Origin of the sequence: Flavobacterium sasangense DSM 21067, assembly GCF_000686885.1 — a bacterium.
GTDB lineage: Bacteria > Bacteroidota > Bacteroidia > Flavobacteriales > Flavobacteriaceae > Flavobacterium > Flavobacterium sasangense.
Map to the genome: position 1 here is coordinate 1 of NZ_JMLU01000031.1, position 26,475 is coordinate 26,475.

At 33.5% G+C, this 26,475-nt stretch carries 30 protein-coding genes; 14 read left to right on the forward strand and 16 right to left on the reverse strand.

Annotated features, from left to right (window positions below; translation table 11 throughout):
• Positions 1–411: 411 nt before the first annotated feature.
• Positions 412–1,077 carry an ABC transporter ATP-binding protein gene (locus BP92_RS0111710; RefSeq protein ID WP_026726231.1) on the reverse strand — a complete coding sequence of 222 codons (666 nt, stop codon included), beginning with the start codon at positions 1,075–1,077 and terminating at the stop codon, positions 412–414.
• 279 nt (positions 1,078–1,356) lie between these two features.
• Here BP92_RS0111710 and msrA point away from each other — a divergent pair, with 279 nt between their 5' ends.
• The 3 genes from msrA to BP92_RS0111725 are packed head-to-tail and all read left to right on the forward strand — an operon-like array spanning position 1,357 to position 2,937.
• On the forward strand, positions 1,357–1,884 hold the full coding sequence (msrA, locus tag BP92_RS0111715; protein ID WP_245598382.1) for a peptide-methionine (S)-S-oxide reductase MsrA: 528 nt from the start codon (positions 1,357–1,359) through the stop codon (positions 1,882–1,884).
• Between the two features lie 15 nt (positions 1,885–1,899).
• Positions 1,900–2,568: a GTP cyclohydrolase I FolE gene (gene folE / locus BP92_RS0111720; RefSeq protein ID WP_035693395.1), complete on the forward strand. Its 669-nt coding sequence runs from the start codon at positions 1,900–1,902 to the stop codon at positions 2,566–2,568.
• A gap of 54 nt (positions 2,569–2,622) precedes the next feature.
• A complete protein-coding gene (locus BP92_RS0111725; protein WP_026726234.1) occupies positions 2,623–2,937 on the forward strand; it encodes a hypothetical protein in 315 nt (104 codons plus the stop codon).
• Between the two features lie 8 nt (positions 2,938–2,945).
• Here BP92_RS0111725 and BP92_RS0111730 read toward each other — a convergent pair whose 3' ends face one another.
• The 7 genes from BP92_RS0111730 to BP92_RS0111760 form a co-directional block, all read right to left on the reverse strand.
• Positions 2,946–3,278, reverse strand: coding sequence for a DUF6787 family protein (locus BP92_RS0111730; RefSeq protein ID WP_026726235.1), 333 nt, complete (start codon positions 3,276–3,278; stop codon positions 2,946–2,948).
• A 3-nt stretch (positions 3,279–3,281) separates the two neighbouring features.
• Complete coding sequence (locus BP92_RS0111735) at positions 3,282–3,713, reverse strand: DUF6146 family protein (protein WP_026726236.1); 432 nt, start codon at positions 3,711–3,713, stop codon at positions 3,282–3,284.
• Between the two features lie 80 nt (positions 3,714–3,793).
• The gene (locus BP92_RS0111740) at positions 3,794–4,348 is read right to left on the reverse strand and encodes a DUF937 domain-containing protein (RefSeq protein ID WP_026726237.1); all 555 of its coding nucleotides are present in this window, start codon (positions 4,346–4,348) and stop codon (positions 3,794–3,796) included.
• Positions 4,349–4,386: 38 nt separating this feature from the next.
• Positions 4,387–5,343, reverse strand: a complete 957-nt coding sequence (locus tag BP92_RS0111745) for a D-2-hydroxyacid dehydrogenase (RefSeq protein WP_026726238.1) — start codon at positions 5,341–5,343, stop codon at positions 4,387–4,389.
• A 49-nt stretch (positions 5,344–5,392) separates the two neighbouring features.
• The gene (serC, locus tag BP92_RS0111750; protein ID WP_026726239.1) at positions 5,393–6,463 is read right to left on the reverse strand and encodes a 3-phosphoserine/phosphohydroxythreonine transaminase; all 1,071 of its coding nucleotides are present in this window, start codon (positions 6,461–6,463) and stop codon (positions 5,393–5,395) included.
• Between the two features lie 140 nt (positions 6,464–6,603).
• Entirely contained in the window at positions 6,604–7,086 is a 483-nt protein-coding gene (locus tag BP92_RS0111755) for a hypothetical protein (protein WP_026726240.1), read from the reverse strand.
• Complete coding sequence (locus BP92_RS0111760; protein WP_026726241.1) at positions 7,083–8,144, reverse strand: acyl-CoA reductase; 1,062 nt, start codon at positions 8,142–8,144, stop codon at positions 7,083–7,085. Before BP92_RS0111760 ends, BP92_RS0111755 begins: the two co-directional genes overlap by 4 nt.
• A 137-nt stretch (positions 8,145–8,281) precedes the next feature.
• On the opposite strand from BP92_RS0111760, the gene BP92_RS0111765 reads away from it, so the two are divergent.
• The 9 genes from BP92_RS0111765 to BP92_RS0111805 all read left to right on the forward strand — a co-directional run bounded on the left by BP92_RS0111765 (position 8,282) and on the right by BP92_RS0111805 (position 19,934).
• Positions 8,282–8,632: a 4Fe-4S dicluster domain-containing protein gene (locus tag BP92_RS0111765; RefSeq protein WP_026726242.1), complete on the forward strand. Its 351-nt coding sequence runs from the start codon at positions 8,282–8,284 to the stop codon at positions 8,630–8,632.
• 196 nt (positions 8,633–8,828) lie between these two features.
• Positions 8,829–9,968 (forward strand): hypothetical protein, encoded by a 1,140-nt coding sequence (locus BP92_RS0111770; protein WP_245598381.1) that lies wholly within the window; start codon positions 8,829–8,831, stop codon positions 9,966–9,968.
• A 249-nt stretch (positions 9,969–10,217) separates the two neighbouring features.
• Positions 10,218–11,312 (forward strand): redox-regulated ATPase YchF, encoded by a 1,095-nt coding sequence (gene ychF, locus BP92_RS0111775; protein WP_026726244.1) that lies wholly within the window; start codon positions 10,218–10,220, stop codon positions 11,310–11,312.
• Positions 11,313–11,418: 106 nt separating this feature from the next.
• Complete coding sequence (locus tag BP92_RS0111780; protein ID WP_026726245.1) at positions 11,419–12,084, forward strand: hypothetical protein; 666 nt, start codon at positions 11,419–11,421, stop codon at positions 12,082–12,084.
• 6 nt (positions 12,085–12,090) lie between these two features.
• Positions 12,091–12,762 (forward strand): TIGR02117 family protein, encoded by a 672-nt coding sequence (locus BP92_RS0111785; RefSeq protein ID WP_150111930.1) that lies wholly within the window; start codon positions 12,091–12,093, stop codon positions 12,760–12,762.
• A 126-nt stretch (positions 12,763–12,888) separates the two neighbouring features.
• On the forward strand, positions 12,889–14,742 hold the full coding sequence (locus BP92_RS0111790) for a DNA topoisomerase IV subunit B (protein ID WP_026726247.1): 1,854 nt from the start codon (positions 12,889–12,891) through the stop codon (positions 14,740–14,742).
• Positions 14,743–14,852: 110 nt separating this feature from the next.
• Positions 14,853–15,227: a GxxExxY protein gene (locus tag BP92_RS0111795; RefSeq protein ID WP_026726248.1), complete on the forward strand. Its 375-nt coding sequence runs from the start codon at positions 14,853–14,855 to the stop codon at positions 15,225–15,227.
• 129 nt (positions 15,228–15,356) lie between these two features.
• The gene (locus tag BP92_RS0111800) at positions 15,357–18,065 is read left to right on the forward strand and encodes a DNA gyrase/topoisomerase IV subunit A (protein WP_026726249.1); all 2,709 of its coding nucleotides are present in this window, start codon (positions 15,357–15,359) and stop codon (positions 18,063–18,065) included.
• Between the two features lie 195 nt (positions 18,066–18,260).
• Positions 18,261–19,934 carry a formate--tetrahydrofolate ligase gene (locus BP92_RS0111805; protein WP_026726250.1) on the forward strand — a complete coding sequence of 558 codons (1,674 nt, stop codon included), beginning with the start codon at positions 18,261–18,263 and terminating at the stop codon, positions 19,932–19,934.
• A 67-nt stretch (positions 19,935–20,001) separates the two neighbouring features.
• On the opposite strand, the gene BP92_RS0111810 is transcribed toward BP92_RS0111805, so the two are convergent.
• The 8 genes from BP92_RS0111810 to BP92_RS0111845 all read right to left on the reverse strand — a co-directional run bounded on the left by BP92_RS0111810 (position 20,002) and on the right by BP92_RS0111845 (position 24,696).
• Entirely contained in the window at positions 20,002–20,772 is a 771-nt protein-coding gene (locus tag BP92_RS0111810; RefSeq protein WP_026726251.1) for a TerC family protein, read from the reverse strand.
• 36 nt (positions 20,773–20,808) lie between these two features.
• Entirely contained in the window at positions 20,809–21,195 is a 387-nt protein-coding gene (locus tag BP92_RS0111815; protein WP_026726252.1) for a hypothetical protein, read from the reverse strand.
• Between the two features lie 24 nt (positions 21,196–21,219).
• Complete coding sequence (locus BP92_RS0111820) at positions 21,220–21,456, reverse strand: DUF6095 family protein (RefSeq protein WP_026726253.1); 237 nt, start codon at positions 21,454–21,456, stop codon at positions 21,220–21,222.
• The gene (locus tag BP92_RS0111825; RefSeq protein ID WP_026726254.1) at positions 21,456–21,920 is read right to left on the reverse strand and encodes a hypothetical protein; all 465 of its coding nucleotides are present in this window, start codon (positions 21,918–21,920) and stop codon (positions 21,456–21,458) included. Before BP92_RS0111825 ends, BP92_RS0111820 begins: the two co-directional genes overlap by 1 nt.
• Positions 21,921–21,928: 8 nt before the next feature.
• On the reverse strand, positions 21,929–22,747 hold the full coding sequence (gene murQ, locus BP92_RS0111830; protein WP_026726255.1) for an N-acetylmuramic acid 6-phosphate etherase: 819 nt from the start codon (positions 22,745–22,747) through the stop codon (positions 21,929–21,931).
• Between the two features lie 4 nt (positions 22,748–22,751).
• Positions 22,752–23,132 (reverse strand): PH domain-containing protein, encoded by a 381-nt coding sequence (locus BP92_RS0111835; protein WP_026726256.1) that lies wholly within the window; start codon positions 23,130–23,132, stop codon positions 22,752–22,754.
• A 65-nt stretch (positions 23,133–23,197) separates the two neighbouring features.
• Complete coding sequence (locus BP92_RS0111840; protein ID WP_026726257.1) at positions 23,198–23,932, reverse strand: ZIP family metal transporter; 735 nt, start codon at positions 23,930–23,932, stop codon at positions 23,198–23,200.
• Complete coding sequence (locus BP92_RS0111845; RefSeq protein WP_026726258.1) at positions 23,932–24,696, reverse strand: SAM-dependent methyltransferase; 765 nt, start codon at positions 24,694–24,696, stop codon at positions 23,932–23,934. The genes BP92_RS0111840 and BP92_RS0111845 overlap by 1 nt, the downstream gene beginning before the upstream one ends.
• A gap of 110 nt (positions 24,697–24,806) precedes the next feature.
• Here BP92_RS0111845 and BP92_RS0111850 point away from each other — a divergent pair, with 110 nt between their 5' ends.
• Both BP92_RS0111850 and BP92_RS0111855 read left to right on the forward strand, forming a co-directional pair.
• Entirely contained in the window at positions 24,807–25,970 is a 1,164-nt protein-coding gene (locus BP92_RS0111850; protein WP_026726259.1) for a THUMP domain-containing class I SAM-dependent RNA methyltransferase, read from the forward strand.
• Between the two features lie 83 nt (positions 25,971–26,053).
• Entirely contained in the window at positions 26,054–26,287 is a 234-nt protein-coding gene (locus BP92_RS0111855; protein ID WP_026726260.1) for a hypothetical protein, read from the forward strand.
• The last annotated feature ends 188 nt before the right edge of the window (positions 26,288–26,475 follow it).

Consider the following 26,475-nt stretch of genomic DNA (forward strand, 5'->3'; position numbering starts at 1 on the left):
CTACTAATTCTTTTTGTGCAACGTCAATTCCCGCTACTTGCTTTACTACTTTTCTCATCATTACTTTTGTTTAAAATTTAATCATAAAGTGATGAATCTTCCTCCGTCTTTTCTCCTGATTGGATATTCTGGATATTAAGATTCTCTTAATTCCTTACATTCTGTTCAGACTCTAAAAGATAAAAAGAAATGAGGTAATTTCTTATATTCAATGTGCTTCATAGAGCTATTTGTCATTTAACTTACTCTCATCTCTTTTCACTTTATTAATGCAAATTTAAAAATCATAACAACTTATAAATTAACTTTGCAAACATAGGAGTCATATAAGTTTATATATTGGTAAAGCTTATTTCATTAGAAGTGTTTAATAAGTTCATTTAAGCTTAGGTGACTTATATGTTTATCGATTTAAATAGTTACAATATTTCCGTCTACCATCGTTAGTTTTCTATCTGCCATGTTGGCTAACTCTTCGTTATGCGTTACAATTACAAAGGTTTGCCCAAATTCATCGCGCAATTTAAAGAACAATTCGTGTAAGTTTTCGGCGGTATGCGTATCTAAATTTCCAGATGGTTCATCGGCAAAAATAACGGCTGGTTTGTTAATTAAAGCTCTTGCAACAGCAACACGTTGTTGTTCTCCACCTGAAAGTTCGCTTGGTTTGTGATGCGTTCTTTCGGCTAAACCTAAATAGGATAATAAACGTTTGGCTTCGGTTTCCACTTCTTTTTTATCGCGATTGGCTATAAATCCTGGAATACAAACATTTTCTAAAGCGGTGAACTCTGGCAACAATTGGTGAAACTGAAAAATAAAACCTAAATGTTGGTTTCTAAATTTTGAAAGTTCTTTGTCTTTTAAATTCAAAACAGAAGCTCCATTGATTTCTAAAGTAGTATCATTTTGTTTGGCAGGTTCGTCTAAAGTGCCTAAAATTTGAAGTAAAGTCGTTTTTCCAGCGCCCGAAGCACCTACAATTGAAACGATTTCTCCTTTTTTTATGTGCAAATCCACTCCTTTTAAAACATGAAGTGAATCGTAATATTTATGTAGATTTTTAGCTGTAATCATAACCGAACATTTCTACAAAGAAACAAAGATTTTTGACTAATAAAAAAACTATTGTTCATCTATTCACGTATCTCAAATAATAAAGTTAAGTTAAATTAGATTTTGTGTTTAATTTTTTTGTAGATTTGTTAAACAAAATAACCAATAGCATTTATGAGAAATACAATTAAAGGGTTATCAATGGTTTTAAGTTTGATTTTTAGTTCGTGTACGGCTAAAGAAAAACCAGTAGTAAAAGAAGAATTTAAAGAACCGATTAAAGTAAAAGTGAAAGAAGGTATGGAAGTTGCAACATTTGCTGGAGGCTGTTTTTGGTGTACCGAAGCGGTTTTCTTGGAAATAAAAGGAGTAGAAAAAGTGGTTTCGGGATATATTGGTGGGAAAACGGTTAATCCAACCTACAAAGATATTTGTACAGGCGAAACAGGTCATGCTGAAGCCATTCAAATTACGTTTAATCCAAATGAAGTGGCGTATGAAGATTTATTAGAAGTTTTCTTCGGGACTCACGATCCAACAACATTAAATCGTCAAGGAGCTGATGTGGGAACACAATACAGAAGTGAGATTTTCTACCATTCGGAAGCTCAAAAAACAAAAGCGGAAAACTACATTCAATTATTAGAAAAAGAAAAGTTGTACGACAAAAAGATTGTGACTAAAGTTTCTTCGGCTACGGTATTTTATCCTGCAGAAGATTATCATCAAAATTATTACAATCAAAATTCAAGTCAAGGCTATTGCCAAATGGTCATTGCACCGAAATTAGAAAAATTGCGCAAATATTATAAATCGAAATTAAAATAGAAGGGAAAAATTGCTATGAACACTACTATTGAAAAAGAAATATTCGACATTATCGGTGATAATCATCAAATGACATCGGTTGAAACGCCGTTACGACCTGATGCTTTTTTTAAATCAGATGCTGAAAAGATGGAAGTTATTGAACATCATTTTGAAATCATCATGAAAGAATTAGGTTTGGATTTAACCGATGATAGTTTGCAAGGAACACCGCATCGTGTAGCAAAAATGTTTGTGCAAGAGATTTTTTCGGGATTGAATCCAGCGAATAAGCCAAAGATTTCAGTTTTTGATAATTCGTATCAATATGATAAAATGTTGGTTGAGGCGAATATTAGCTTCAATTCTACTTGCGAACACCACTTTTTACCGATTGTTGGGAAAGCACATATTGGTTACGTTTCTTCTGGAAAAGTTATCGGTTTGTCAAAACTAAATCGTATTGTGGATTATTATGCAAGACGTCCACAAGTACAGGAGCGTATGATTATGCAAATTTTCAACGAACTAAAATCGGTTTTAGAAACGGATAATGTTATTGTGGTGATGGAAGCAACGCATTTATGTGTATCAAGTCGTGGCATTAAAGATGAAAGTAGTTATACTTCAACCTTACAATATGGTGGCGTTTTCAATCAGAAAGAATTCCGTGACGATTTTTATAAGATGATTCATAAAGAATAGGTTTTAAATGTCGTATTTGTTTCGTACATTCGTTAAGGAAATTACGAAATTAAAATGGCACAAGAACCTGTTATAACGTCACCCATTCCGCCAAAAAATAATAAAGGAACGATGCTAGTGCTGAGTTTGTTTTTTGATGCTATTGGTATGTTAACTTATTTAGTTCCAGTTTTTGGAGAGATTACCGATATATTTTGGGCACCGCTTTCAGCCATTTTGTTAATTATAATGTTCAAAGGCACAGCAGGAAAGTTAGCAGGTGTTTTTGGATTCATTGAAGAATTACTTCCGTTTGTAGATGTGATTCCGACTTTCACTATAACTTGGTTTTACACTTATGTAATAAGAGGAGGAAAAGGACAAGAATAAAAAAAGAATCAAGGCTTCTTTTTTAGTTTTGTGTCAAAATATCTTCCGATAAAACCTAATTTCATTCGGTCTAGCATTTTCTTTTCAAACTCCCAAAAGAAAGTGAATTGTCCAAAAATAAAACCAAAAAGAACTAAAAGCACTTGATAAATAGGAAATATTAAAACCAATCTTAGAATTCGGTACAACCAATGTGGTTGAAAAGTTTCTGGAATACCAATTAAGGATAAAAAAGGTTTTGCCAATTGTAATGAACTAAAGCCCGTAATAGCAAATACTATAAAAATAATCGTTAATTGCCAGTTTGAAGTTACATTCCAGCGTTCTTTAAGTTTCTTCATAAACTATATTCTTGGTACAAAACCACCTAATTGTTGTTTGTTGGTAAGTTGGAAATAGACTAAGTAATTGTAAATCATATAATTTACTTCAAATCCATAATCAATTCCAGCTTGGTAATTAATTGTCATTTCATATAAATTTGGATTGTACTGAGAAGGTAACATGGCTCTTCTATTCCATTCTAATACCCAAATTCTATTTCTTGCTTCTAAATAAGATTGTGTGTAATAATTTCTTGGTCTAGCATAACTATTGAACCAAGAAGTGAATCCACCATCAATAATAACAACGTCATATTCAATTTCTTCGTTAGATATACGAATAGTATCGCTTTCAAGCTTTGGTTTGTCTTCAAAAGTTTTTTGATTTTTTGAAGAATTACAAGCCATGAGCACTGAAAAAATTGTAAAAAATAGTACAATAATTGATTTCATAACTTATGTTATTTAGAAAGTATAAAGATAAAAAAAAGCACCGACATAAGTCGATGCTTTAAAATATTTATAATGAAATTTTATTTGCCAAAAAGTTTTCCAAGTAAACCTCCTAAACCACCTTTTTTTGTAACGGCTGCCATAGCATCTCCCATATCTACTTTTCCATCATTATTTTGATCTAAGCCAAATTGTCCTCCGTATTTAGAAACAGCATCCATTAATCCACCACCGTTTCCTCCAGAAATAGCACTTACTAAATCGCTCATATTAAATCCAGGTTGGTTCGGATCTTTAGCTTTATTAACTAATCCTCCCAAAATTTGTGGAATTAATCCAGAAGCAACACTTCCGGCAGCATCAGATGATAAACCGAATTTTTCTCCTAAGTTTCCAGTTACTTTTTCAGTCAATTGTTGAACTACTGGGTTGTTGCCATCAATAGAAGTTTTACCACTTAACATTCCAGTTAAATCGTTAATGTTTCCACTTGCAACTATATCCTGTAAACCTGAAAGGATAGAACCTCCGGCTTCTTGCATTACAGCATCATTTTGTTCATTTGGAACCGCTGGATTGTTTACTACAGCATCGCCGCCAAATTGTTTTACTAATTCTGAGAGTTGATCAAACATAATTTTATAGTTTTTGTTCAGTTAAAGATAATAAAATTTTAATTATTTTTCAATAAGCTGATGATCTGCTCAGCAAGTTCTGTGCCAATTCTATCTTGAGCTTCTTCTGTAGCTGCTCCAATATGAGGAGTTAATGAAATTTTTGGGTGCATTAAAATTTGAATTTCTGGTGTAGGTTCTTTTTCAAAAACATCTAAGCCTGCAAATAATACTTTTCCTTCATCTAAAGCCTCAATTAAAGCTACTTCATTAATTACACCGCCACGAGCACAATTTACGATTCCTACATTTTCTTTCATTAACTGGAATTCGGCTTTGTCAATTACATAGCCATCTTGTGCAGGAACGTGTAATGTGATAAAATCAGAATGCTTAAAGATATCTTCTAAAGATTCGGTAACAATTTCAACATTAATAAATTGTCCATTGTAGAAATCCACACGAATTACCGCTTCATTAACATATTTATCGGCAGCAATTACCTTCATTCCTAATCCTAAAGCCATTTTTGCAACTGCTTGACCAATACGACCAAAACCAATAATTCCTAATGTTTTTCCTCGTAGTTCAATTCCGTTGGCATAGGCTTTTTTCAATCCGTCAAAATTGGTATCACCTTCTAAAGGCATATTTCGGTTTGCATCATGTAAAAAACGAACTCCTGTAAACAAATGTGCAAAAACCAATTCCGCTACACTTTCAGAAGATGAAGCTGGCGTATTAATTACATGTAAACCTTTTTCGCGAGCATAAGCTACATCAATGTTATCCATTCCAACACCACCACGACCAATAATTTTTAATCCTGGACAAGCATCGATAATATCTTTACGAACTTTTGTTGCACTACGAACCAAAATTACTTTTACATCGTGTGTGTTGATAAAGTTGGCCACTTGTTCTTGTGCTACTTTGGTTGTGATAACTTCAAAACCACCTTTTTCTAAAGCTTTAATTCCGCTTTTTGAAATTCCGTCGTTTGCTAAAACTTTCATTTTATTTTTATTTTTTTATGCTAGTTACTATTTCACTAGTTGCTAATTACTAAATTTTATTTTCTAATTCTTTCATTACATCAACCAAAACCTGAACGCTTTCTAACGGCAAAGCATTATACATCGAAGCTCTATATCCACCAACCGAACGATGTCCAGCTAAACCAGAAATTCCTGCTGCTTTCCACATAGCATCAAATTTTTCTTGATGTGCTTCATCATTTAATAAGAATGTAACATTCATATTACTTCTGTCTTCTTTAGTAGCCGTTCCTTTGAATAATGGATTTCTGTCGATTTCGTTGTAAAGTAAATTTGCTTTTGCTTCGTTGATTTTTTCGATTGCTGCAATTCCACCTAATTTTTTCAACCATTGTAAAGTTAAAAGTGATGCATAAACTGGAAATACGGGTGGCGTATTGTACATACTTTCTTTTGAAACATGTTGTTGGTAATCTAACATGCTTGGAATTGTTCTTCCTGTTTTTCCTAAGATTTCAGTTTTTACCACTACTAACGTTGCACCAGCTGGACCCATATTTTTTTGGGCTCCGGCATAGATTAAATCAAATTTTGAAAAATCTAATACACGCGAAAAAATATCTGAACTCATATCACATACTAAAGGCATATTTACTTCTGGAAAAGATTTCATTTGGGTTCCAAAAATAGTATTGTTACTAGTGCAGTGAAAATAATCTGCATCAGATGGAATAGTATATCCTTTTGGAATATGATTGTAATTTTCTGGTTTTGATGAAGCTACAACTACGGTTTCTCCAAAATGTTTGGCTTCTTTAATAGCGCCACTTGCCCAAGTTCCAGTATCTAAATAAGCGGCTTTTCCGTCAACTTTCATTAAGTTGAAAGGCACCATTAAAAATTCTAAACTGGCACCACCGCCTAAAAATAATACTTCGTATCCTTTTCCTTCCAAGTTTAAAAGTTCTAAAACTAAAGCTCTAGCTTCTTCCATAACGGCTACGAAATCTTTACTGCGGTGTGAAATTTCTAAAATAGATAATCCTGAGTTGTTAAAATCTAAAATAGCTTGTGCTGATTTTTCGAATACTTCTTGCGGAAGTATGCATGGACCTGCACTGTAGTTGTGTTTTTTCATTGTAGATGTAGTTATTTATTTAAAGGTCAAATTTCGGAAATCTTAAATAAAAAATAAGACTAAATACTACAATAATTATGAGATGTTATTAACAAAAACGATTTAGTTAAAATTTTTTTGTAAAAATTATAAATTAATAATTATTTGTTGTTTTTTTTATTAAATGAGTAAAGATTGTTTTTGAAAGCAAAAAAATCATCTTTAGTTTTTTCTAAATGTCGAATTTGAATTTTTTTACCCGAAATTGTAGTTATAATTAAACTTTCACCAAGTTCACTTCCATATCCAATACTGGTTATTGCGGTTGATTGTATACGATCTATTTCACTCCAATCTAAGTTTATTGCTTCATTATCAGTTATAATGTCGGTTTTAATCCATTTCATATTTAAACCGCTTTCAGATAGCGTCCATTCCATAATACCTTCGCCCGTTCTTTTATTTAAATAGTAAAATAGTGGCAGAAATAGGATAAGGAATAAAACTAAAAAGAGGAATAATCCAAGCTTATCTAGTTTTATAAAATTATTTAATGTGAATACAGAAATTCCATAAAGTAAAAAGAATACAATAAACCAAAAATTTTCAATTGTTCTAGATGCTGTTTTTACAACAAATTTCATTTCAAACTAATTAAAAATGCCAAAGTATCTACATTATCTGCATAATCCCAAAGTTTTGGTTGTTGGGTTTGACCAAAAGCTACTGAATTAGGAATCAAATCTTTAGATACAATACACTGAATTTGCTCAGTATCAGTATGTAATCGAGTTTTGATTTCTTCTAAGTCATCATAAAATTCATAAAACACAGAAGAAATAGGAGAGGCGTAGCTTACATCTTCTTTAATTGTTAAAAACTCGTTGTCTAATAATTGAAAATTACTCATTAAGAAAACAGCTTTGTTATAATCGTAATTATTGGCGTATTTTTCGTAGTGAATCACATCGCGATATTCGTACATTGCTTTAAAGAAGGCTTCAAAATTATACCCTTTTGGAACAAAAAGTTTAGAAACATTTCTGCATCCCAAACCAAAATATCTAAAAATATCTTCTCCTAAACCCACTAAATCTTCATGCGATTCCGTTCCATTTAATACAGCAACCGAATTTCTATTTTTGCGAATGATGCTTGGTTTGTCTTTGAAATAATATTCGAAATAGCGAGCTGTATTGTTGCTTCCAGTAGCAATTACGGCATCAAAACCTTCTAGTTTGCCTTCAACAAAGGTTATTTTTGAGTTAAGTTTGGGTTCAATGGCAATCAAATAATTTGCTAAAAATTTTAATAAATGTTGGTCGTTTGATGAGGTTTTTACCAATACATCATGACCCGAAATCAAAACCGAAAGAAAATCATGAAAACCTACTAACGGAATGTTTCCAGCTAAAATTAAGCCTACTTTTTTAGGTTCAATTTTTGAGAAATCGTAGTTCGAAAGCCAATGATTTAGGTTCTCTTCCGTTAAGGCTTTGGCCCAAGATTGAATGCTATGTAAAACTTGTTCCGGAGTAAACCAACCGTTGTGCGATTGCGAAAGTTCAATTAAAGAGGCAAAGTCATCAAAGAACAAATCGTTATGTAAAACCGATGCCGATTTAACGTTTCCTTCTTCAGAAAATTGACGTAAGAAATTCCCTAATTCAACAAAACTCGATTTTATTTCAATTTGTAACATTTGTAACTTGTTTATATTTAGTATACGTTGTATTTTTGCACAAAGATATGAAGTGAAAAGGCATTAGCCAAAAGTTTAAATTAATAAGAGGTATTACTTTTAAATAATTAAGCTTTTAAACAATTAAACGTAAAGAAATGGCAATTATAATAACAGACGAATGTATCAACTGCGGGGCTTGCGAGCCTGAATGTCCAAATACAGCAATTTATGAAGGAGCAGATGATTGGAGATGGAAAGATGGTACAAAACTAAGTGGTAAAGTAATTTTACCTGATGGAACCGAAGTAGATTCTGATGCGGCTCAAACACCAATTTCTGATGATATTTATTACATCGTTCCAGGAAAATGTACAGAATGTAAAGGTTTTCATGAAGAACCACAATGTGCTGCGGTTTGTCCAGTAGATTGTTGTGTTCCTGATGATAATCACGTTGAAAGTGAAGAAACGTTGTTAAACAGACAATCGTTTTTACATAACGAATAAATACTTATTTACAATATTAAGGAAGAGAATTTTCACTTAGAAAGTTCTCTTTCTTTTTTTAGTAGGTTGAGAAACTTCACGAGATACGTGTTTTGTAATTAAATTTTCGCTATATTTGATTGATAATCGGGATTTTATGATAAAAAAACTCGCTTTTTTATTATGTTTTTTCACAAATTTCGTCTTTTCACAAAATTTGGAGTTTACCATAATTGTGAAAGATTTCGATACCGATATGCCTGTTGAGGAAGTTACAATTACAGCTCTCAAAACTCGTCAAGGCTTTTTAACAAACAAAGATGGAAAAGCGATTATTAGTCTAACTCGATCTTCCGATTTAGAATTCATTCATTCTTCTTACAAGACTCTTGTGGTGAAATTTGCAACCTTAGATAAAAAGGAAAATGTAGTGTATTTAGAGCCTAATACACAACAATTAGATGAATATATTATTACTAAAGATCATCCTCAAGAAATTTTAAAACGGATTATTGAAAATTCTAAAGATAAAATCACCATTCCCATAAGTTTGAAAGTGTATTTGCACGAATTTTATAAACAAGATAATCAAATCGTTTTTTTTAATGATGGATTGATAAATTTTCAAATTTTAGGAAATGAGAAAGCTATAAAAACGGATATTTTAATAGAACAAAATCGTGCTATTGGTGTTTTAGATGGTGATATTGATGCTGATGTTTTAGGTTACGATTTGAATAATATTATTGAAAATTATTACCAATTCAAATATCTAGAGGAAGTACTCGATGCTAGAGCAAAGAAGATTTATGATTTTTCGGTAAAAACCTATCCTTCAAATGAGGATTATTTGGTAATAAAGATTGTTCCGTTACCCGAATCTAAGGGGATTTTGTCTGACTTCATGGTGGTGTACGATAGCAATAAAAAGTTGATAGTGGAAGTAAGTTCCTATGTAACTCCAGATCGACTTCAAACATATAAAGAAAGCATGTTTGCTTCGAGAAAAGTATATAAATTAGAATTTAAAAATACATTCCGACAAGAAGGGAATTATTATTATTTAGCCAATTCTAAAGAAGTTATTGGTTTTGAAAAAAAATATAAAAATAAAGAACGACGAATAGAAGTCAAAAATCATATGGTAATTACCGATTTCAATAAAAAAACCTTTGAATATGGCGAAAAAAATATTTTCAAAGGAAAATCGCTTATCAATAAAAAGACTTCTTTTTTTACGGATTATTGGGATATCGAATCAGGTTTTGTTTCTACTGCAGAGGAAAAAGCAATTATAGAGCGATTAGGAAAAGGCAACGAAGAATTCCAAAACGAAGATGAAAATCCGAAAGAATAACTACTTCGTCATCATATTTAATCTTTTGGGTGTAATTAGTTTTGTTTATAGATTTTCGTCACTTCGAGTGATTTTTAAAAGTAAAAATGCTAATTTTTACTTTTAAAAATAGTATCGAGAACTATAGAAATTATAATTTTTATTACTGTTCTTGCATTTTATATATTCCCATTCAATGCGTTTTTATTTAATACTTTGATACTAATCAGGATTAAAGTATATTTGCGCACTTTTAAAAATACATTTAAAATGAAAGCAGGAATTGTAGGATTACCAAATGTTGGAAAATCAACTTTATTTAATTGTTTATCAAACGCAAAAGCGCAAAGTGCGAACTTTCCGTTTTGTACTATAGAACCTAATATTGGCGTAGTAAACGTTCCAGATCCACGTATTGCTCGTTTAGAGGAATTGGTTAAACCAGAGCGTGTTCAAATGGCAACAGTAGATATCGTAGATATTGCAGGTCTGGTAAAAGGAGCAAGTAAAGGAGAAGGTTTAGGAAATCAATTCTTAGGAAACATTAGAGAATGTAACGCCATTATCCACGTTTTACGTTGTTTTGATAACGATAATATCGTACACGTTGATGGAAATGTAAATCCAATTCGCGATAAAGAAACTATCGATATCGAATTGCAATTAAAAGACCTTGAAACAGTTGAAAAACGTTTGGAAAAAACCAATCGTGCAGCAAAAACTGGAAACAAAGAAGCGCAAGCTGAAAAAGCATTATTAGATAGAATTCGCGAAACTTTATTAGCGGGTAAATCAGCTCGTACAGTAATTCCTCAAAACCAAGATGAGGAAGTTATGATGGAAGAATTCCAATTAATCACTACAAAACCAGTTTTATATGTTTGTAATGTGGACGAAGCATCAGCAGTAAACGGAAACAAATATGTAGACCAAGTCCGCGAATTAGTAAAAGATGAAAACGCAGAAGTAATCATTCTTTCAGTAGGAGCAGAAGCTGATATTACGGAATTAGAAAGCTACGAAGAACGTCAAGTGTTCTTAGAAGATATGGGATTAACTGAGCCAGGTTCGGCAGTTTTGATTCGTGCAGCTTACAAATTATTAAAATTACAAACGTATTTCACGGCTGGAGTTAAAGAAGTTCGCGCTTGGACAATCAACATCGGAGATACAGCACCAAAAGCTGCTGGAGTAATCCATACTGATTTCGAAAAAGGATTCATTCGTGCAGAAGTTATTGCATTCGAAGATTTCTCCAACTACGGTTCAGAAGCAAAAGTAAAAGAAGCAGGAAAATTAAGAGTAGAAGGAAAAGAATACATTGTAAAAGATGGTGATGTGATGCATTTCCGTTTTAATGTGTAATTTCGAGAATATAGAAAACAGAACATAGAATATAGAAAACCGTTGAAGCAATTCAGCGGTTTTTTTGTGGCACAACATTTGTATTGGAAAATCAAAACAAACTAACATGAAAAAATATCTTATTATAGCCGCATTTGCTTTGGCTATGGTTTCCTGTAAAGATTCAGGATTGCACAACAGTTTTATTTATTTTTCTGAAGCCCAACCCACAAATGTGGATGAGATAAAAGAATTTCCGAAGAAGTTTGTTCGAACGTATACATTGGATTATTCACATCGTTTAGTTGTGGAACCAAAATGCGCTTACATCAAAGAAATTGAAACCATTACGGCTTTAAAGTCTGAATTGGATTCGATTCCTGAATTTGAATTACGCAATAACCAAGTTTTTGATAAATTCGAAAATAAACCTTATAAAACATTTATAAAAGGCGATACAATTGCATTTGAAATCGAACGTTTGGATACTATTTTTTCTTTTGCTGAAAACGAAGTTGCAAAAAAATATAAATCTTCATTAATCTTAAATAAAGAAGTAGATGGTAAATACCAAACCAGTATTTTAAGATTGTCAACCATTGGGGCAAAACACATTCAACTTGGAACTAAAAAAGATTTTACCAAATTAAATTCTGAACTTAAAATTCCATTTGCTGTCGAAATGAAGGAAAATGATACACTTCACGTTCTTTTAACACCATCACGTGCCGATTTTAGAAAATTACTTCGTTTAGATGGATTTGAATATGCAACTATTTATTTGATGAAATAATATATTATGAAAACCATCAAAAAACTACTAAAGTATTTCGCAATTTTCATTCTATCATTATTTGCGTATTTGTTAATCGTAACCTTATTGTCATTTGTTTCTGTAAATGAAGATGTTGCTGAAAATCATGGGGAAATTCCAATTTACATTCTAACAAACGGAGTTCATACCGATATTGTTTTACCAATAAAAAACGATTATCACGATTGGTCAACCCAACTCAAATTTGAACATACCAAATCAAAAGACACTACGTATCAATATGTGGCTTTAGGTTGGGGCGACAAAGGTTTTTATTTAGAAACGCCCACTTGGGCTGACTTAAAAGCAAGTACAGCTATAAAAGCAGCTTCAGGTTTGAGCACATCGGCTATGCATGTGACTTTTTATAAACATTTGAAAGAGAACCAATCTTGTAAAAAGATTCAAATTTCGTTAGAAAATTACAAAAAGTTGGTTGCATTCATTAAGGAATCTTTCCAAACTAAATCAGGTGAATTTCTAAAAATTGAAACCGATGCTGTATACGGAAAACACGATGTTTTTTATGAAGCTAACGGAAGTTATTCGCTATTTTACACATGCAATTCTTGGGCAAATCAAGCCTTAAAAGCAACCAATCAAAAAGCAGCCCTCTGGACAATTTCAGATAGTGGAATTTTTAGGCAATATGATTAGTTAAAAAGTCTTTCCTCTTTCCTCTTTTCTCTATCTTCTTAACCGTATTTTGTCAATAACTTATCGGTTTTTCGCTTCTAAACTTTGGAGATAAATGCTATATTGCACAAAATCCAAAATCTGTCTATGTTAGAGCAAAATCAATATACCGAAGACAACATACGTTCGCTCGATTGGAAAGAGCACATTCGTATGCGTCCGGGTATGTATATCGGAAAATTAGGTGACGGTTCATCGCCTGATGATGGTATTTACATTCTGTTAAAGGAAGTTATGGACAACTGTATCGATGAATTCGTTATGGGTGCCGGAAAAACCATTGAAGTCACTATCAAAGATAAATTGGTAACCGTTCGCGATTACGGTCGAGGCATTCCATTAGGAAAAGTGGTTGATGTAGTTTCCAAAATGAACACAGGAGGAAAATACGATTCCAAAGCCTTCAAAAAATCCGTAGGTTTAAATGGTGTCGGAACGAAAGCGGTAAATGCTCTTTCGAATTACTTCAGAGTAGAATCGGTTCGTGATAACCAACAAAAAGCAGCAGAATTCTCAGCTGGAAATTTGACGCTGGAAGAAGATATTCAAGAAACTACAAAGCGAAAAGGAACCAAAGTTTCTTTCGTTGCCGATGATACCATTTTCAAAAACTACAAATACCGAAACGAGTACATCATCAAAATGCTTAAGAACTATTGTTATTTAAATCGTGGTTTAACGATTTATTACAATGGAGAAAAATACGTTTCGGACTATGGATTGAAAGATTTATTGGAAGAAAATATTTCGGCAGAAGATATGGTTTATCCAATCATTCACTTGGAAGGCGATGATATCGAAGTTGCCATTACACACAGTAAATCTCAATATTCAGAAGAATACCACTCGTTCGTAAACGGACAAAATACTACACAAGGAGGAACGCATTTAGGGGCTTTCCGTGAGGCAATTGTAAAAACCATCAAAGAGTTTTACAACAAGCCTTTCGAAGCTTCTGATATTCGTAAATCGATTGTGTCTGCGGTTTCTGTGAAAGTAGAAGAGCCAGTATTCGAATCGCAAACCAAAACCAAATTAGGTTCTACCGATATCGGTCCAAATGGTCCAACGGTTCGTACGTTTGTAAATGATTTCATCAAAACGAATTTAGATAACTTCTTACATAAAAATCCAGAAGTTGCCGATGCTTTATTGCGTAAGATTTTACAAGCCGAGCGCGAACGTAAAGAACTTTCTGGAATTCGAAAATTAGCCAAAGAACGTGCTAAAAAAGCCAGTTTACACAATAAAAAATTACGCGATTGTCGTGTCCATTTAACCGATGCTAAAAATCCAAGAAGTTTAGAAAGTACGCTTTTTATTACTGAGGGAGATTCGGCTTCAGGTTCGATTACAAAAAGTCGCGATGTAAATACACAAGCGGTTTTCAGTTTACGAGGTAAGCCTTTAAATTCTTACGGAATGACGAAAAAAATCGTGTACGAAAACGAAGAATTCAACTTATTACAAGCGGCATTGGACATTGAAGAATCAATGGAAGATTTGCGCTACAACAACATCGTAATCGCAACCGATGCCGACGTCGATGGTATGCACATTCGCTTGTTGTTGATTACGTTTTTCTTGCAGTTTTTCCCAGAGTTAATAAAAGACGGACACTTGTATATTTTACAAACGCCATTATTCCGTGTGCGAAATAAAAAGGAAACGATTTATTGTTACAGCGAAGAAGAACGCGTTAACGCCATTGAAAAGCTAAAACCAAAACCAGAAATCACCCGATTCAAAGGATTAGGGGAAATTTCACCAGATGAGTTTAAGCATTTTATCGGGCAAGACATTCGCTTAGATCCAGTCATGTTAGATAAAGCCACAACGATTGAAACCTTGCTAGAGTTCTACATGGGTAAGAACACCCCAGACCGACAAGAGTTCATCATCAATAATTTGAAAGTGGAGTTGGATGTTGTTGAAAAGTAGTTGTTTGGAGCACAAAGTTTCTCAAAGTTTAACACAAAGTCACACCAAGATGTGTTGAACATTGCGAAACTTAGTGAAAAACATAGTGTAACATTGTGATACGATAAAATATGACTGAAGAAAACGAAATAAGCCGAATAATTTTAGATTGCGCCTACAAAGTTCATACAAAGTTAGGTCCAGGATTGTTGGAAAAAGTTTACAGAGAATGTTTAGCTTATGAATTAGCGAAATGCGGATTAGAAGTTAAACAAGAATGTCCTTTTCCAGTTATTTATGAAGATATAAAAATGGATTGTGGTTACCGAGTAGATATTCTAGTAAATAATAAAGTTATAGTGGAATTGAAAGTGGTTGAAGAGTTTACATTAGAGCATACAGCGCAATGTCTAACATATATGCGACTTTCAGAATGCAGATTAGGATTACTTTTAAATTTTTATAAGAAATCATTAAAAGACGGTATAAAAAGATTAATATTATAACATTGTGAAACTTAGTGAAAAACTTTCAGTGACATAGTGTTACAATTAAAAAAATATTTAAGACAAAGTAGAAATATAAACATTGTGAAACTTAGTGTAAAACTTTGAGAAACATAGTGCTACAAAAACATGAAAGACGAAGAAGATAACATCATCCCAGAAGACGATAATTTAGAAAATCAAGACAAACCTCAAAAAGAGGAAGGTTTTGAGGATATTCATGTGTCAACGGGACATCATTTTTACGAAAACAACGAAAATCCAGAAGATACCATTACCAAAGTTACAGGAATGTACAAGGATTGGTTTTTGGATTACGCTTCCTATGTAATTTTAGAGCGTGCCGTTCCTGCGATTGAAGACGGTTTCAAACCCGTACAACGTCGTATCATGCATTCTATGAAAGAGTTGGATGATGGTCGTTACAACAAAGTGGCAAATATCATCGGGCACACCATGCAGTATCACCCTCACGGAGATGCTAGTATTGGTGACGCTATGGTGAACATCGGACAAAAAGATTTGTTGATTGATTGCCAAGGAAACTGGGGAAATATTCTAACTGGTGACGGAGCCGCAGCACCACGTTACATCGAAGCTCGAATTTCAAAATTTGGTCACGATGTATTGTTCTCGCCAAAAGTTACCCAATGGCAATTGAGCTACGATGGTCGTAAAAACGAACCGATTCATTTACCCGTAAAATTTCCATTGTTGTTAGCGCAAGGTGGTGAAGGTATTGCCGTAGGTTTATCGACTAAGGTTTTACCACACAATTTCAATGAGTTAATTGATGCGTCGATTAAAATTTTGAAAGGAAAACCATTCACACTATTTCCAGATTTTCCAACTGCCGGAATTGCCGATGTTTCCAACTATAATGATGGAATGCGAGGTTCTCGTGTGCGCGTGAGAGCTAGAATTGCGCCTTTAGATAAAAATACCTTGGTGATTACCCAAATTCCGTTTTCGACCGATACAACTAAATTGATTGATAGTATCTTGAAAGCCAATGAAAAAGGGAAAATCAAAATCAAGAAAATTGAGGATAACACAGCTGCTGAGGTTGAAATCGTAATTCACTTACAACCTGGAACTTCGCCAGACAAAATGATTGATGCGTTGTATGCATTCACCGATTGTGAGTTGTCTATTGCACCACTAGGATGTGTTATTGAAAATTGTAACAAGCCTTTGTTTATTGGTGTTTCCGATATTTTGAAGATTTCTACGAATCGTACGTTGAATATTTTAAAACGTGAGTTAGAAATTCAATTAGACGAACTCGAAGCGAAGTGGCATTTTGCGAATTTAGAGAAGATTTTCATTCGTGAAGAAATGTATATCGACTTCAAATTATATTCGGATAGAGATTCACTATACAAATACATGTACGACCGATTTGAGCCTTTCAAATCCATTCTAATTCGTGAAATTGAAGACGAAGATTTACAGCGATTGACGCAAATTCCAATGATTCGTATTACACGATTTGACTCGGATAAAGCAGATGATGCAATTGCGAAATTGGAAGCCGAAATCGAGCAAGTGAAGCATCATTTAGATCATTTAATTGATTATGCAGTAGATTATTTCACCACTTTAAAAGACAAATACGGAAAAGGAAGAGAACGTTTAACGGAATTACGTAATTTCGACAATATTCAAGCGACGAAAGTAGTATTACGTAACCAAAAATTCTATGTGAATAGAGAAGAAGGTTTCGTAGGAATGGGCTTGAAAAAAGACGAATACGTAGGCGAATGTTCAGACATAGATGATATTATCGTTTTCTTACGCGATGGGAAAATGATGGTCACCAAAATAGATGACAAAAAGTTCATTGGTAAAGATATCATTCACGTTGCTGTATTCGATAAAAACGACAAACGTACCATTTATAACATGATGTATCGTGATGGTAAAAACGGTTCTACATTTATCAAGCGCTTCAATGTTTCTGGGGTTACTCGTGATAAATTCTATGATTTAACGCAAGAAAAACCAGGTTCAATGGTATCGTATTTTTCTGCGAATCCAAATGGAGAAGCAGAAGTGGTTACGATTTTATTACGCCAAGTAGGAAGTGTGAAAAAACTGAAATGGGATGTTGATTTTTCGGACATTGCTATCAAAGGAAGAGCGTCTCGTGGAAATACGGTTACCAAATATCCAATCAAAAAAATCGAACTAAAAGAGAAAGGAATTTCGACTTTACGTCCGAGAAAAGTTTGGTTTGATGATACAGTACAACGTTTAAATGTCGATGGAAGAGGTGAATTGTTAGGCGAATTTAAACCAAACGACCGCTTGTTAATTGTCAACCAATCAGGGAAACTGAAAACAATAATTCCAGAACTTTCAACGCATTTTGAAGAAGACATGATTGTGTTAGAAAAATGGAATCCAAACAAACCGATTTCGTGTATTTATTATTGTGGAGAAAAAGACAGATATTTCGTAAAACGTTTCTTAGTTGAAAACGAAAATAAAGAAGAAATTTTCATCACTGAGCACGAAAAATCACAGTTAGAAATCGTTTCTACTGATTGGCGTCCGGTTGCTGAGGTAATTTATGCCAAAGTAAAAGGTGTTCAAAAAGAAAACCAAGTAGTGGATTTAGAACAATTCATAGCAGTAAAAGGAATCAAAGCATTAGGAAACCAGTTAACTACGGATAAAATCAAACAGATTAACCTATTAGATCCGTTGCCTTATGAAGAAGTATTAGAGGAGCCAGAAATTCCAACAAACGAAGCTTCAGAAGAAGGAAACGACATTCAAGATTTCAATATAGAATTAGACGACGACGGACAAATTACGTTGTCTTTGGAATAAAAAAAAAATAGAAATGTTCGAAAAACCTATAAAATTGTTGTCATGCTGAATTCATTTCAGCATCTAATTTTAGAAACTGAAACTAGTTCAGTTTGACAAAAAAACAAGGTTTTTCGAATATTATTTTTATTGATTTTTATCATTTTTCATCCCAAATAAAACACTTAATTTCGCTCTAAATTAAAACACAACAACATGTCAACATTTCCATCAGACATTGAAATTGCACAAAATGCAACCATGTCTCATATTAAAGATATTGCCAAAAAAATCAACATTTCAGAAGACGATATAGAATTTTACGGCAAGTACAAAGCCAAATTACCTTTAAACTTACAACAAGAAAACCCAAAAGGAAAACTGATTTTAGTTTCTGCCATGTCACCAACGAAATATGGTGAGGGAAAAACAACCATGTCGATTGGTTTAACGGACGGATTGAATTACATCGGTAAAAAAGCGATTGCCGTTTTACGTGAACCTTCGCTTGGGCCCGTTTTCGGATTAAAAGGTGGCGCTGCTGGTGGTGGTTATGTGCAAGTGTTGCCAATGGAAGATATTAATTTGCATTTTACTGGCGATTTTTCAGCGATTGAAAAAGCGAATAATTTACTTTCTGCGGTGATTGATAATAATTTACAAAACACAAAATATTCTTTAAATCTCGACCCAAAATCGATTGCATGGAAACGTGTGATGGATATGAACGACCGTTCGTTGCGCCAAATTATTATTGGAGTAGGAGCAAAAGCGAATGGAATCATGCGTGAAGACGGATTCAATATTACACCAGCTTCAGAAGTCATGGCAATTTTATGCTTGGCGAAAGATTTAGAAGATTTGAAATTCCGTTTAGGAAATATATTTGTAGGGAAAACGTTAGATGGAAAAGCCATTTTCGCTCGCGATTTGAATGTAGTAGGAGCCATGGCAACTTTATTAAAAGATGCGATTAAGCCTAATTTAGTGCAAACGATTGACGGAAATCCAGCGATTTTACACGGTGGACCATTTGCTAGTATTGCGCAAGGAACTAATACCGCAATCGCAACAAAAATGGGCTTATCGTTAGGTGATTACGTAGTAACAGAAGCAGGTTTTGGTGCCGATTTAGGTGCTGAAAAATTCCTTCATATCAAATGTGAACAAAGTGGCTTAAAACCAGATGCAGTAGTTTTAGTAGCAACAATTAGAGCTATTAAGCATCACGCGGGATTAGCTGCTGAAGATTTTAAAACAGAAAACGTAAGCGCGATTGAAAAAGGCTTCTGCAATTTGGAAAAACACATCGAAAACATGCAACAATTTGGATTGAATCCTGTGGTTTGCATCAATGCTTTCCCAGATGATACGCAAGCGGAATATGATAAATTGAAAGAACTTTGCGTTACAAAAGGAGTAAGTGCTATCGTAAGTACAGCTTTTGCTCAAGGTGGAAAAGGTTCGGCTGAAGTAGCGCAAAAAGTAATTGAAGAAATTGAAAAAGGAACAGCCAATTACAAACCATTGTACCAACCTTCGGATTCTATTGAATATAAAATTAATGTGGTGGCTAAAACGATTTATGGTGCGAATTCAGTAGAGTTTTCTCCAAAATCGAAAGCACAGTTAAAAATGATTAACGACTTAGGATTTAGTCACTTTTCGGTTTGTATGGCGAAAACACCAGCGAGTTTTTCAGATAATGAAAAGTTAATTGGTCGCCCTACGAATTTTGATATTACGGTTCGTGAATTTGAAATCGCGAGTGGGGCAGGCTTTATTGTGCCGCTTTTAGGTGAAGTAATGCGTATGCCAGGTTTACCACCGGTACCAAACGCAGAACGTATTGATATTGATAATAATGGCGTGATTACAGGATTGTCGTAATCCTATCTTCTATAAAATAAAAATGTCCCGAAACTATCGGGACATTTTTTATGTAATAACTTTTTAATTAGTTTCTCTTACGCATTTTCATATTAATGAATTCTACTGCCAGTGAAAAAGCAATTGCAAAATACAGATAACCTTTAGGAACTGCACCTACATGTTGGCCTGCTAATTGCGCATTCGATAAATGCATACTTTCGGTAATTAACATAAATCCGATTAGAATTAAGAAAGCTAGACCTAAAATTTGAATCGATGGATTCGCATTTACGAAATTCCCAACAGGAACAGCAAACAACATCATGATTCCTACAGAAATTACTACGGCAGTAATCATAATTACCAAGGCGCCTTCGATACCGTTTGTCATACCAACAGCTGTTAAGATACTATCAACAGAGAAAATAATGTCAATTAACAAAATTTGACCAATTACACTTGCAAATGATTTAGCTGCAGAAGTTTTAAGTTCTTTCTCTTCTTCACCTTTGTGATCTACTTTTTCGTGAATTTCTTTGGTACTCTTGTATATTAAGAACAAACCTCCAAGTAATAAAATTAAAGCTTGACCTGTAATATCTGCTGAGAACCATCCAAAGTCAAAACTAAACCACGGCGCTTTCATGGCAATTAATAAAGTAATTCCGAATAGCAATGCGATACGCATAAACATGGCTAAGAAAAGTCCTATTCTAGTAGCTTTTTTGCGTTTTTCTTGCGGTAATTTTCCCGTAACAATCGAAATGAAAATGATGTTATCGATTCCTAAAATAATTTCTAAAAAAGTTAAGGTTAAAAGTGCTATCCAAGCATCGGGATTTAAAAATACTTCCATTTTTATGTTTTAGTTTTAAAACTAGTTATACGTCGGCTAGTTCAGTTTTGTTACAGTCCCGCGTTGTTTTTTTGAATCTCCTACAAAAGAATATTCAAATGTATAGGAATTCGCATTGGTAGTCAAAATTTTCATTTGAACTGCTTTTTTCTCTTCTCTATTTTTTGGATGAGTATTTTGCATAATATATTCGCAATCATTTGTCCATCGAACTTTAAAAGTGTCTATTTTTCCTTCGTAGGTTTCAATTTGAATAGAATCGTTTCGTTCAAAAGTACTGGTGTATTTTTTGCCTTCGATTTCAGTTTCTGATGTGAATTTACCAGTTTTGAAATCTTTACAATTACGTTCTTGATTGTAACAAGAAGTTAGCAATGTAAGTAGTAATAAACTGCAAATAGAATATTGTATTTTGAATTTCATAATTAATTTTTGAAATTGATCTTGTTATTGATTGTTTTTATCACCATCAAATAAGCTTTTAACTAAAGTCATAATTCCTTTAAATATCAAAAACATAGCTGCTAAGGCAATAATAATTCCTAATGCTAATATGTAAGGATATAAAGGATGCTTTTCGTTTTTGAAAGCACTATTAATAATGATTGGGCCAAGAAATAATAAAGGCAAGGCACCTGAAAGATATTTTATTCCTTTTGCTAATATGTTTTTATCTGTTGCCATTAGAAATTAATTCGAAGTCCAACTCCATTACTATTATTCACAATATTTAGTTCGAAATTATCACCTAAAGTTTTCTTTTGCTCTTGTAATCCCGAATTATAAATATCAACACTATTTTGTACCATTTTCTTTCTTCCTGATAAAATTGGAATCGAAATTGCCATTAAACCTACACCAGCATAGGAAATAACAGTTGGATATTTCTCATTTGATACCAAACCTTTTACTAAATCTGCAGCAGTTCCACCAATTCCTAAACCAAGTAAAAAACCACCAAGCGATTCTTTCGTTTTGGCTTTTTTAAATAAATGCAACGCTTTTAAATCGGTTTTCATTAAAGTTTTAGTTTCAAAAGAAGATAATTGTTCTCCGTCTTGATAAATTTTCCCGTTTGTATATTCTAATTTTTGAGCAAACGATATTGAAAATCCTAATATTGCTACGATTAAAAAGAATTGTTTCATGATATATTTTATTTGTTGTTATTATAAAAATCTACTGCATTTCTAACACTTCCGTGTGTTTGTAATAATTGATTGGCTTCTTCATAACTTACTGGAATTTCCTCCATAATCATTCGCGTTCCTCTATCAATTAATTTGGTATTACTCAACTGCATGTCGACCATTTTGTTGCCTTTTACTTTTCCCAATTGAATCATAGTGGCTGTTGAAATCATGTTTAAAACCAACTTCTGAGCGGTTCCAGCTTTCATGCGAGAACTTCCTGTTACGAATTCTGGCCCAACCACTACATCTATCGGAAATTTGGCGGTTTTTGATAAAGGACTTTCCGCATTGCAACTGATACTTCCGGTGCTGATGTTATTTTGATTGCACATTTCCAATCCACCAATAACATAAGGTGTAGTTCCCGAAGCGGCAATTCCAACCACAACATCATTTTCATTGATGCTCCATTGTTGTAAGTCTTTCCAAGCTTGTTCTCTGTCGTCTTCGGCAAATTCTACTGCTTTTCTAATCGCCGTATCGCCACCAGCAATAATTCCAATAACCAAATCAAATGGAACTCCAAACGTAGGCGGACATTCTGAAGCATCTACAATTCCTAAACGGCCCGAAGTGCCTGCACCAATGTAAAACAAACGACCACCTTGTTTCATTTTCGAAACGATTTCAGTCACTAATTTTTCAATTTGTGGTAACGCTTTTTCTACAGCTAACGGAACGGTTTTGTCTTCGTTGTTGATATTCGTCAACAAATCCGTAACCGACATTTTTTCTAAATGTTCGTATTTGGAAGCTTGTTCAGTGGTTTTGGTAAAGTTCATGCGATTATTTTAAAACGTGATGTGCCAATACATTCTGCACATCATACACATTAACTGATTTATTAAATTGTTTCACGATACTTGGATGAGCTTCGCTTGAAACCCAAATTTTCAATTCGGCTTCTAGGTCAAAAGTTCCTGCCGTTTCTACGCTGAAACGTGAAATGCTTTTGTAAGTAATGGATTTATATTCGATTTTGCTACCGGTAATTCCTTGTTTTTCAATTAGAATTAATCGTTTGTTGGTGAAAATAAAAGTATCGCGAATCAATTTGAAACCCAATTCGATTTCTTCACCTGTAATTAAAAGTTTTCCGTAATCTTTTACTAAAGTTTCTTGATTTACAGCACCTGCATTGCCAAGTAGCGCAGAAAATAATCCCATATTAAATGTTTTAAATGTTCTTCAAATTTAAGTAAAAAGTACTTACGTTTTATGTTGAGTTACGATTAATGTGAATGTCCCATTTCAATTATATAAGCCAACACAAAACCAAATACAATCATGGTAATTTTAGCCAAATTGAATTTATGTCCTTCGTTACTTTCAAAAATAATAGTAGACGAAATGTGAAATAAAATCCCCACTACAACTGCCGAAATTTCCTTTGAGTAATGTTGGGCAAAATGCATTTGTTCCGCTAATAAAGTTCCTAGTGGTGTCATTAATGCGAAAGAAAACATAAAAGCAAAAATCATCATTTTATTCATCTTCGCATTTACGAAAAACAAAGTCAAAATAATAGCAATAGGGAAGTGGTGTATGGCAATTCCGTAAGCTAAATTGTTGTTTTCGTGAATTGGGAAACCTTCTAACAACGCATGAATACACAAACTAATAAACAACAACCATGGAATATGGTGCAATTCGTTATGCTCGTCAGTATGCACGTGAACGTGACCGTGTTCGGCTCCTTTTGAGAAAAATTCTAATAAGATTTGGAACAAAATTCCAATCATAATAAAAACACCAACTGGCAACGTGGCATGCGCTTCTTCTCCTTCGTGAACGTGGTTATGTCCTTCGCTAAATAATTCGGGAAGTAAGTGCAAAACCGTTAACGAAAGTAAAAATGCACCACTGAACGCCAATAATAATTTGATGTTTTTTTTCTTTTGTGGTTTTAAAAACAAAGCGATTAAAAACCCTAAAATAACAGCCGAAAAGGTAATGATATATTGCATTATTTAAAAATCATAATTAAACGTTCGGATTGTGTTTTAAAGAATTTTCGCAATTTATAATCGCCAAAAATATCCAAAAGATAGATACCCGCTTCTTCCATCATTTTCTCAAAATCTTCTAAGCGAAGGGCTTGTACTTTTTCGGTGAAATGAAACTTTTCGCCTTTATCTTCAAAATCAATTTCTTTGTAAATGTGTCCGTCTTTCAAATAACGTTTGATGTGAAAATCAATTCCGTCTACCGATTTTATTTCATTGGCAACTAAATTTTCCAACACATAATCCACATTCATAAAATCGATAACAGCAAAACCCGTTTCGGTTAAACTGTTGTGAATGGCTTTGATGGTTTTGTAATTGTCGGCATCGTCTTCAAAATAGCCAAAACTTGTGAATAAATTGAAAATCGCATCATACTTTTCGTTACACGTTTCACGCATATCGTGTACTTTAAAATGCAGCTTTTCATTGGCAAACTCAGACGCTTCTTTAATGCTGTTTTCAGATAAATCAGCACCTGTGACATCAAAACCTAACGAGTTTAAATAAATTGCATGACGCCCTTTTCCACAAGCCAAATCTAGGATTTTAGCATCTTCAGGAAGGTTTAAATAATGCGTCAAATTGTCCATTAACAATTGCGCTTCTTCGTCGTTGCGTTCCTTGTATAAAATGTGATAATATTCGGTATCAAACCAAGATTCGAACCAATTTGAAGGTTGTTGGTTGTTTGTTGTTGCTTGTTTATTATTGCTATCTGACATTAATTCTGAATTCGTTTCTTTCAAGTAGCAAATTTAATGTATTTTTGCACAAGAATACCCTAATTATTACGATTGCAATTGATTTTTGCAATTGAACTTGAATTTGTAGAATGGAAAATTTTAAAATGACTGCCAAAACCTTCTTTGGTTTTGAAGAAATATTAGCTAAAGAATTGCAGATTCTTGGTGCGCAACATGTGGAAATCGGTACACGTGTGGTGAGTTTTAAAGGCGATAAAGGATTTATGTACAAAGCTAATTTGGCGCTTCGTACGGCTTTAAAAATCTTAAAACCCATTAAAACGTTCAAAGCGCATAACGACAAAGCGTTGTATGAAGGTATCAGAGCGATTGATTGGTCGGATTACTTAACTGAACATAATACGTTTTTAGTAGAAACTACGTTACATTCTGAAAACTTCAATCACAGTCAGTTTGTAGCTTTGAAAACCAAAGATGCGATTGTAGATCAATTTAGAGATTTGAACGGAAAGCGTCCAAGCATCGATAAAGATTTTCCAGATTTACAAATTCACGTGCATATTGACAGAGATAATGTAACAGTTTCCTTAGATTCTTCGGGAGCTTCGTTGCACCATAGAGGATACAGAAGTGCTACCAACATTGCACCTATCAACGAAGTTTTAGCCGCTGGAATGTTGATTTTAGCAGGTTGGGAAGGAAAAAGTCATTTCTTAGATCCAATGTGTGGTTCGGGAACTATCTTAGCCGAAGCAGCGATGATTGCTTGTAACATTCCGGCAAACATCAACCGTAAGGAATTTGCTTTTGAAAAATGGAAAGATTGGGATGCCGAATTGTTTGATAATATTTTAGAATCGTTATTAAAGAAAACACGCGAGTTTCATTACACGATTAAAGGTTACGACAAAGCGCCAAGTGCCGTTTCAAAAGCAAAAGACAATGTTAGAAATGCCAATTTAGACGAATACATTACCATTACCAACGAAAACTTCTTCGATTCTAAAAAAGAAACCGAAGGTCCGTTGCACATGGTTTTCAATCCACCTTATGGAGAGCGTTTGGATATTGATATGGAACGTTTTTACAGAGAAATTGGAGATACTTTAAAACAAAATTATCCTAATACAAACGCTTGGTTTATTACTGCGAATTTAGAAGCATTAAAATTCGTAGGGTTAAAGCCAAGTAGAAAAATTAAACTTTTCAATGGTAAGCTAGAAGCGCGTTTGGTAAAATACGAAATGTATGAAGGCAGCAAGAAAGGAAAATATATGAATACTGAAGAGTAAAAGTAAAGAGTAAAAAGGGAAAAGTGAAAAGTCATTTTGACAATTTAACAGTTCAACAATTTATCAATTAAACATTATAAACAATGAATAAAAAAGTAAAATCTTTCTTATATAACTTCTTAGGATTTGTGGTGATTTATTTACCAACATTATATTTAGTTGGTGAATTTACCCATTTAAATGGTCTTTGGATTCCTATGACGGCATTTATGGTAGCGTTATTATTAGCTCCAAAATTTCAAGCGATTAAAACGCACAATGGTGAAAAAATATACATGAAGTGGCTTTTTATTAAAGGTGTGAAAGAAATTGAATAAGAAAATTCCGAGAGAGAACTCGGGATTTTTTTCTTTATACTTTAAAAATGGCGAGTAGCCATAAACAGCTTTTAGATTGGGTTTTAACGTTTTGAGGCTTTAAGAAGTGGCGAAATTTTCTTCACAAGCCATCACAAATATACCGAAAAGTGTTTAAGAAAAAACTTCTTTTTTAAGAAAAAGTGCAA